The 6,747-nt window shown below is 58.0% G+C and carries 4 protein-coding genes and 4 pseudogenes; 4 read left to right on the top strand and 4 right to left on the bottom strand.

What is annotated here, in order from left to right; genetic code table 11:
- Positions 1–41: 41 nt before the first annotated feature.
- From gabD to glaH, 3 genes are all read right to left on the bottom strand, one after another.
- Positions 42–1,490: an NADP-dependent succinate-semialdehyde dehydrogenase gene (gene gabD, locus AC1D1M_RS26140; RefSeq protein WP_477777881.1), complete on the bottom strand. Its 1,449-nt coding sequence runs from the start codon at positions 1,488–1,490 to the stop codon at positions 42–44.
- Positions 1,491–1,507: 17 nt separating this feature from the next.
- A complete protein-coding gene (gene lhgO / locus AC1D1M_RS26145; protein WP_477777884.1) occupies positions 1,508–2,788 on the bottom strand; it encodes an L-2-hydroxyglutarate oxidase in 1,281 nt (426 codons plus the stop codon).
- An 88-nt stretch (positions 2,789–2,876) separates the two neighbouring features.
- Positions 2,877–3,854 carry a glutarate dioxygenase GlaH gene (gene glaH / locus AC1D1M_RS26150; RefSeq protein WP_477777882.1) on the bottom strand — a complete coding sequence of 326 codons (978 nt, stop codon included), beginning with the start codon at positions 3,852–3,854 and terminating at the stop codon, positions 2,877–2,879.
- Positions 3,855–4,046: 192 nt separating this feature from the next.
- On the opposite strand from glaH, the gene csiR reads away from it, so the two are divergent.
- The 4 genes and pseudogenes from csiR to AC1D1M_RS26170 form a co-directional block, all read left to right on the top strand.
- Positions 4,047–4,745 (top strand): DNA-binding transcriptional regulator CsiR, encoded by a 699-nt coding sequence (gene csiR / locus AC1D1M_RS26155; protein ID WP_477777883.1) that lies wholly within the window; start codon positions 4,047–4,049, stop codon positions 4,743–4,745.
- 206 nt (positions 4,746–4,951) lie between these two features.
- Positions 4,952–5,179 (top strand): annotated as a pseudogene (locus tag AC1D1M_RS26160) (alpha-E domain-containing protein); the annotation flags it as partial.
- Positions 5,180–5,342: 163 nt separating this feature from the next.
- Positions 5,343–5,867: pseudogene (locus AC1D1M_RS26165) on the top strand (transposase); the annotation flags it as partial.
- Positions 5,861–6,028: pseudogene (locus AC1D1M_RS26170) on the top strand (IS5/IS1182 family transposase); the annotation flags it as partial. The pseudogenes AC1D1M_RS26165 and AC1D1M_RS26170, both read left to right, overlap by 7 nt.
- Positions 6,029–6,576: 548 nt before the next feature.
- Here the strand turns inward: AC1D1M_RS26170 and AC1D1M_RS26175 are convergent.
- Positions 6,577–6,747 (bottom strand): annotated as a pseudogene (locus AC1D1M_RS26175) (pyrroloquinoline quinone biosynthesis protein PqqE); the annotation flags it as partial.

Here is a 6,747-nt window from a genome sequence, read left to right on the forward strand (position 1 = left end):
GCGGGGCGTCAGGTGTTACGCAGTGCGGGCGGCATGGATGCTCAGATGCCGATGCACAGGTACTTGATTTCCAGGTAGTCCTCGATGCCGTACTTGGAACCTTCGCGGCCCAAGCCTGAGGCCTTGATGCCACCGAACGGCGCCACTTCGTTGGAGATGATCCCGGTGTTGACGCCGACGATGCCATATTCCAGAGCTTCGCCGACCCGGAACACTCGACTCAGGTCGCGGGCATAGAAGTAGGAAGCCAGGCCGAATTCGGTGTCGTTGGCCATGGCGATCACATCAGCTTCATCCTTGAAGCGGAACAGCGGTGCCAGCGGGCCGAAGGTTTCTTCCTTGGCGACGGCAGCATTGCGCGGTACATCCACCAGCACCGTCGGCTCGAAGAAGGTCCCGCCCAAGGCGTGCGGCTTGCCGCCGGCGACCACGCGAGCACCTTTGCTCACGGCATCGTCAATGTGCTCCTGGACCTTGGCCATGGCCTTGGCGTCGATCAGGGGACCTGTGGTGATACCGTTTTCCAGGCCGTTGCCGATGGTCAACCTGGCCACGGCGGCGGTGAGTTTTTCGACGAAGGCATCGTAGACACCGTCCTGGATATACAGACGGTTGGCACAAACGCAGGTCTGGCCATTGTTGCGATACTTGGAGACCAGCGCGCCGTCGACGGCGGCGTCCAGGTCGGCGTCATCGAACACGATGAAGGGTGCATTGCCGCCCAGTTCCAGCGAGACCTTCTTGATGTCCTTGGCGCACTCGACCATCAACTGGCGGCCGATTTCGGTGGAGCCGGTGAAGGTCAGCTTGCGCACGATCGGGTTACCGGTCAGCTCGCCGCCGACTTCGCCGGCACTGCCGGTAACCACGCTGAACACGCCTTTCGGAATACCGGCGCGCTCGGCCAGTTCCGCCAGGGCCAGGGCCGAGTAGGGCGTTTGCGAGGCAGGCTTGAGGACCATGGTGCAACCGGCGGCCAGGGCCGGACCGGCCTTGCGGGTAATCATCGCCGAAGGGAAGTTCCACGGAGTGATGGCGGCTGTGACACCGATCGGTTGCTTGAGCACCATCAGGCGCTTGTCGACCTGGTGACCGGGGATCATGTCGCCATAGACGCGCTTGGCTTCTTCGCCGAACCACTCCAGGAAGGAGGCGGCGTAAGCGATTTCGCCACGGGACTCGGTCAGCGGCTTGCCTTGTTCGAGGGTCATCAAGCGGGCCAGGTCTTCCTGGTTGGCCATCATCAGGTCGAACCACTTGCGCAGTTTGTTGGCGCGTTCCTTGGCGGTCAGGGCGCGCCAGGCCGGTAATGCCTTGTCGGCGGCTTCGATGGCCCGACGGGTTTCGGTAGCGCCCATTTTCGGCACGCTACCGATGATTTCACCAGTGGCCGGGTTGTTGACCTTGAGGGTCTGGCCGTTGTCGGCATCGACCCATACACCGTCGATATAGGCTTGCTGGCGGAACAGTTTCGGATCATTGAGTTGCACGCGTAATTCCTCGCTGCTTAGTTATAGTTAATGGGGGCTGCGATGGATGCCGCCATCGGGGCGGGTCGGATGGAGCTGGCGGGTTTGACGAAACTGGCGCCAGAACGGGTGAGCTGTTCGCGGACCTTGTCGACGATGTACGCACCGATCGGGATGGCGGAGGTCGCGGCAGGCGACGGGGCGTTGCAGACGCTGACGCTGCGAGCAGTGTGGACGAACAGGAAGTCGTCGATCAACTTGCCGTCCAGCGAGACAGCTTGGGCGCGGACACCGGCCGGGTAGGTGGTGAGGTCGCTCTTGTTGATGCTCGGGCAGTACTTCTGCACCTGCTTGAGATAGCCACCCTTGAACAGCGAGTTTTTCATTTCGATCAGGCCGGGGCGCAGGTTCTTCTTCAGCACCTTGAGAATGCCCGGGGTGGTCAGGGTTTCGAACATGTCGGACAGTGAGAAATCGGTCTTGCGATAGCCTTCGCGCTTCATCGCCAGCACCGCGTTGGGGCCGACCGTGACGGTGCCGTCGATCATGCGGGTCAGGTGCACGCCGAGGAACGGCATGGACGGATCCGGGATCGGGTAGATCAGGTGGTTGACGATCTGGTTGTGCTGCTTGGGCAGCAGGTAGTACTCGCCACGGAACGGGCAGATGATGAAGTTGGGCTTGATCCCGAGCATACGCACCACGCGGTCGGCCATCAGGCCCGAGCAGGTGATCAGGAAACGCCCGTGGTGCTCCAGGGTGCCTGTTCGGACGACCACTTCATCGGGTCGCTCGTCGATGGCGACCACTTCGCTGTCGTAGCGGATCTCGCCGCCGGCGGCTTCGAATTCACGGGCCATGGCTGCGGTGACCTGGGCGTAGTTCACGATGCCGCTTGAAGGAACAAAGATACCGCCCAGACCAACGATGTTCGGCTCCCGCTCGCGCAACTCGGCGGCCGTCAGCCAGTCACGCCGGATGCCATTCGCCGCCGTGCGTTCCCACAGCGCGCGCATGCGCTCCATTTCCAGCTCGTTGGTGGCCACTAGCAGTTTGCCGCACTCGTCAAACGGGATGCTGTGCTTGTTGCAGAAGGCCTTGGTGGCTTTGTTACCTTCCAGGCAGAAACGCGCTTTCAGGCTACCCGGGGTGTAGTAGACGCCGGCATGGATCACGCCACTGTTGTGGCCGGTCTGGTGCCTGGCCGGGCCGGACTCTTTCTCCAGCAGGAGGATTTTTGCGTCCGGGTAAACTTGAGTCAGTTGCATGGCCGTGGACATGCCCACAATGCCGCCACCGATGATGATGAAGTCGTACACAGCCATTCGCTTGCACCCACCTGAATTACATTTCTGTTGGAAGCACCGCCACGTGTGGTAGCCCTCGCCGGTTCACATTTGGCAAGCCTTACTGGCCGCGCTGGTACAGGGTTTTCTGATAGCTGATGTAGCCACGCTGGCGCATCAGCTCACGACGCAGGCCCTGGTGGGCGATGAAGCGGTCACGACCGTGCAGCCAGAACATGTTGTTGACCAGCACGAAGCTGCCAACCGGCACCGGTACCGACAGTTTCTGCGGGCTACCTTCCAGGGATTCGCTCATGGCGTTAAGCCAGATTCCTTCCTCGAAGTCTTTGGGCTGCACGAACTGGTCGATGTAGCGCATGGTCGGGCGACCTTCGGCATCGTTGTCGAACACCGCGTGGAACACATCTTCGCGCACGTTCTTGCTCGGTGGTGCGGTGAAGCGCATTTCACGACGAGCCAGTGGATGAGTGTAGTAGTGGTGCAGATCTTCCCAGTCATCCAGGTGCAGTAGCAGGGAGTTGCCGCCTTCCATGTTCTGCTCGTCGATCTTCATCATCATCACGTAGTCGGTGCGCTCCTGGACGAAGGTGCCGTCGTTGTGCAGTTCCATGACCCGGTGTGGCTGACGCAGGTAGCTGTCGGAGTTGTCGGTGTTGACCACGACAAAGCGCGCGTAGAACTGGCCGCTCATGGCATCGAAGTTGGAGCGACCGATCAGGTGGGCGACGGCAGAGGAGAACTTGACCATGTCATCGGCCTGGGATACGTCGTTCAAACCTTCAGGCGTGATCAGCATGCCGCCGGTGGCGCGATCGAGGATGGTGTTGATCAACACCGGGCGCAGGGTGCCTTCGCACAACTCATCAAGGATCTGAGCGACCCGGAAGCGCAGGAACGACTTGTACTCCAGTGCCTGAACCGGCCATTCGGCCACCGCCTTGACAAACGCGTCGACGGTTTCCCTGGCGAATTTCAGCTCAAGCAGGCGCGGCGACTGGTTGGAAGGGGTAAGGGTGAAACCCTTGGTTTCCGATGGCAGTGGCATCACAAGGTCCTGAATTTGCGTAAAGGCGTTCATGGCAACTCCGGGTCAGAAGGTAATGAATAGCGCCTTCCAGCAGTGTCTGGATCTGGCAGGTGAAAAATATCGCCACAATATTAAAATGTCTACATTTTTATAATTGGACGACAAAACATGTATTTGTCTATTGTTTTTCGTCTGGTAGATGTTTGGGTATGATTGGGGTTTGGCCAGTTTTGGAGCAGCACCTTGGATAGCGTCACCCCCAGGCTCAACTCTGCATTCAGCGGGTATGAGCGGCTCAAGCTGGACATCATCCGTGGCACATTCAAGCCCGGTGAAAAACTCCTCATGAGCGGGCTCAAGGAGCGCTATGACCTGGGTGTCGGCCCACTGCGTGAAGCACTTTCGCAACTGGTGGCAGAACACCTGGTGGTGGTCATCAGTCAGAAAGGCTATCGCGTAGCCCCCATGTCGCTGCAGGAGATGCAGGACATCTATGACGCTCGCGCCAATCTTGAAGCGATGATCGTGGGCCTGGCCATCGAGCGGGGTGATGACGCCTGGGAAGCCCAGATCGTGGCCCAGTCTCATACCTTGTCAAAAGTCATGGACGTGACCACCCGCGAGAAGGTGCTCGACGTTTGGGATGAACGGCACAAGGCCTTTCACAGCGCCATTGCGGCGGGTTGCGGTTCCAAGCATTTACTTCAGGCGCGTACTTACCTGTTCGACCAGGCCGAGCGCTATCGTCACTTGTGGTTGACGCAAACGGTGTTCTCCGAAGAGGCCCTGGCGTTGAAGCGCAAGGAACATGCCGCGCTGGTTGAGGCCATTCTTGCCCGCGATACCGTTCGGGCGACAACCTTGATGCGCACCCACCTGATGACGCCAGTACCCATCATTGTCGAGGTGATGCAGCGCGACGAGTGGGCGAAGCTTTCCTGACAATGGGCAAACCAATACAACGAAAAAAAAGCTCCCAGATTGCTCAGGAAGCCGAACAGATGATCGCAGCAGAGATGACGGGTTACCCGGTGCGCCCTGGCAACCTGTCCGCTTCAAACTTTGATCAGGTGGGCGCCTAGTAGATGGATTTACCTTCGACAATCGTTTCGAGCACCTTGATGTCCTACACCGGGCGCACCGATGGCAATGCTCACGCCGTGCGCGTACGCATCACCGCCGACATGTGGGAGCACATCAACTCCACGTAGCTGGAGATTCGCAGTATCTCCAGCCACGGTCTGGCGCGTAATGGCATCAGCCATTTCTGCGAATGGGTCAAAGAGCCCTCGCTCCTGTACCGTAGCGCAATCTCGGGCACCATCATGCGCAACGATGCCTACTGCTTCATTCGCTTGGGGGCCTTCCTTGAGCGGGGGCTGTGTTAGTCATTCAATATCTCTGTTTGCGCTATTCCCAGTGAGAGGCTGTTTTTGGCCGGTTTCTGCCTGTCACTAAGGGCAGCAACCGACCCAGGCTGTGTGAAAACACCTGCGATTGTCTTACCTTCTGATCGTCGAGATCGTGGCGGGGACGATCATGAAGCGTTTTATTGAAGGTGAGGTTCGGACGCTAGTCACGTTGCTGCCGGAGTGCCTGGACGATTACGTTGCCGAAGAAAATCCCGTGCGAGTGGTCGACGTTTTCGTCGATGATCTCGACCTGGGTGCACTTGTATTTGAAGGTGTTGATCCTGCTGCAACGGGGAGTCCGGCCTACCATCCAGCGATCTTGCTGAAGATCTATATCTACGGCTATCTCAATCGGATTCAGTCCAGCCGCCGGCTTGAACGGGAGGCCGAGCGCAATGTCGAGTTGATGTGGTTGACGGGGCGTTTGGCCCCAGACTTCAAAACCATTGCCGACTTTCGCAAGGACAACGGCAAAGCCATTCGCAGCGTCTGCCGGAAATTCGTAGTGCTTTGCCGCAACCTTAATCTCTTCTCCCAATCGATCATCGCCATCGACGGCAGCAAATTCAAAGCCGTCAACAACCGCGACCGTAACTTCACCCAAGGCACAGTGAAGGCACGCATGCAGCAGATCGAGCAAAGCATTGTACGACCGGTAAGGAGCGCCGTGTAAAGCGCTGGGAACATGAAGCGGTGGTCGATGCCCTGCAGATCCGATTGGACCATGATCCAGGGAAGATGAAGGTTCGCCGACAGACTGTTGAGCATCCTTTTGGAACGCTCAAATATTGGATGGGAGCCACCCACTTCCTGCTAGGGCAATTCGTGCTTTCGCCTGCCGGTTTCGCAGGTAACACACGCAACTCTCAGTTTTCGACGTATTCAGTGCGTTTTCACACAGCCTGGACCCATTGCGGGCACTCAGAGTGATGCGAAGAGACGATTAACCCTTGTGCGAACCAGAGCGATCCAGGGGGGAGTCAAACGCGACGTAGAAATGATCTGACAATCGATTTCGTAGCATCGCTTGTGTCTGAGTCATGAAACGTGTTCAGAGAATGCCAAATGCACTCGATGATCTCGTTTTGAGGCGTGGCGTTTTCGGTATCTGGGACAGAGGCTTCGAAAACATGGTGGCGTGTGTTGCCTGCATCAAACATCAAAAATGTACAGGAGCTGATCAACATTTAGCCCGATTTCTTCTTGGAGTTCTCGAGCAGCCCAGCGATAAATCTAGTGTGTTGTGCAAAAGCATCATAGGTTTTTCTTCATTCGAGCCGAGATAAACGCGTTGTTTTTCAAGCGCGAGCTAAAGCCTGTGAAGCTCTAAATGGTCAGGCAGGACCGCGCCATGCGGCGATTCATCGAAGCCTGGCGATCAGCCGTGAGTTTCGTTCATTGCGAAAGGCCAGTTGGTCGATGGTCTGGGTCGCGTGCTCGGCTTCTTCGCGAGCCTTGAGGATCACGCCATGTTGTGGCGACTTGCTGCATACCGGGTCGGCGTTGCTTGCATCGCCGGTGAGCATGAACGC

It is taken from the genome of Pseudomonas sp. P1_F7, assembly GCF_056405655.1.

What these genes read in the sequence shown, in the direction of transcription:
- glaH (WP_477777882.1), bottom strand. Translation starts at nt 3,854, where the DNA reads ATGAACGCCTTTACGCAAATTCAGGACCTTGTGATGCCACTGCCATCG.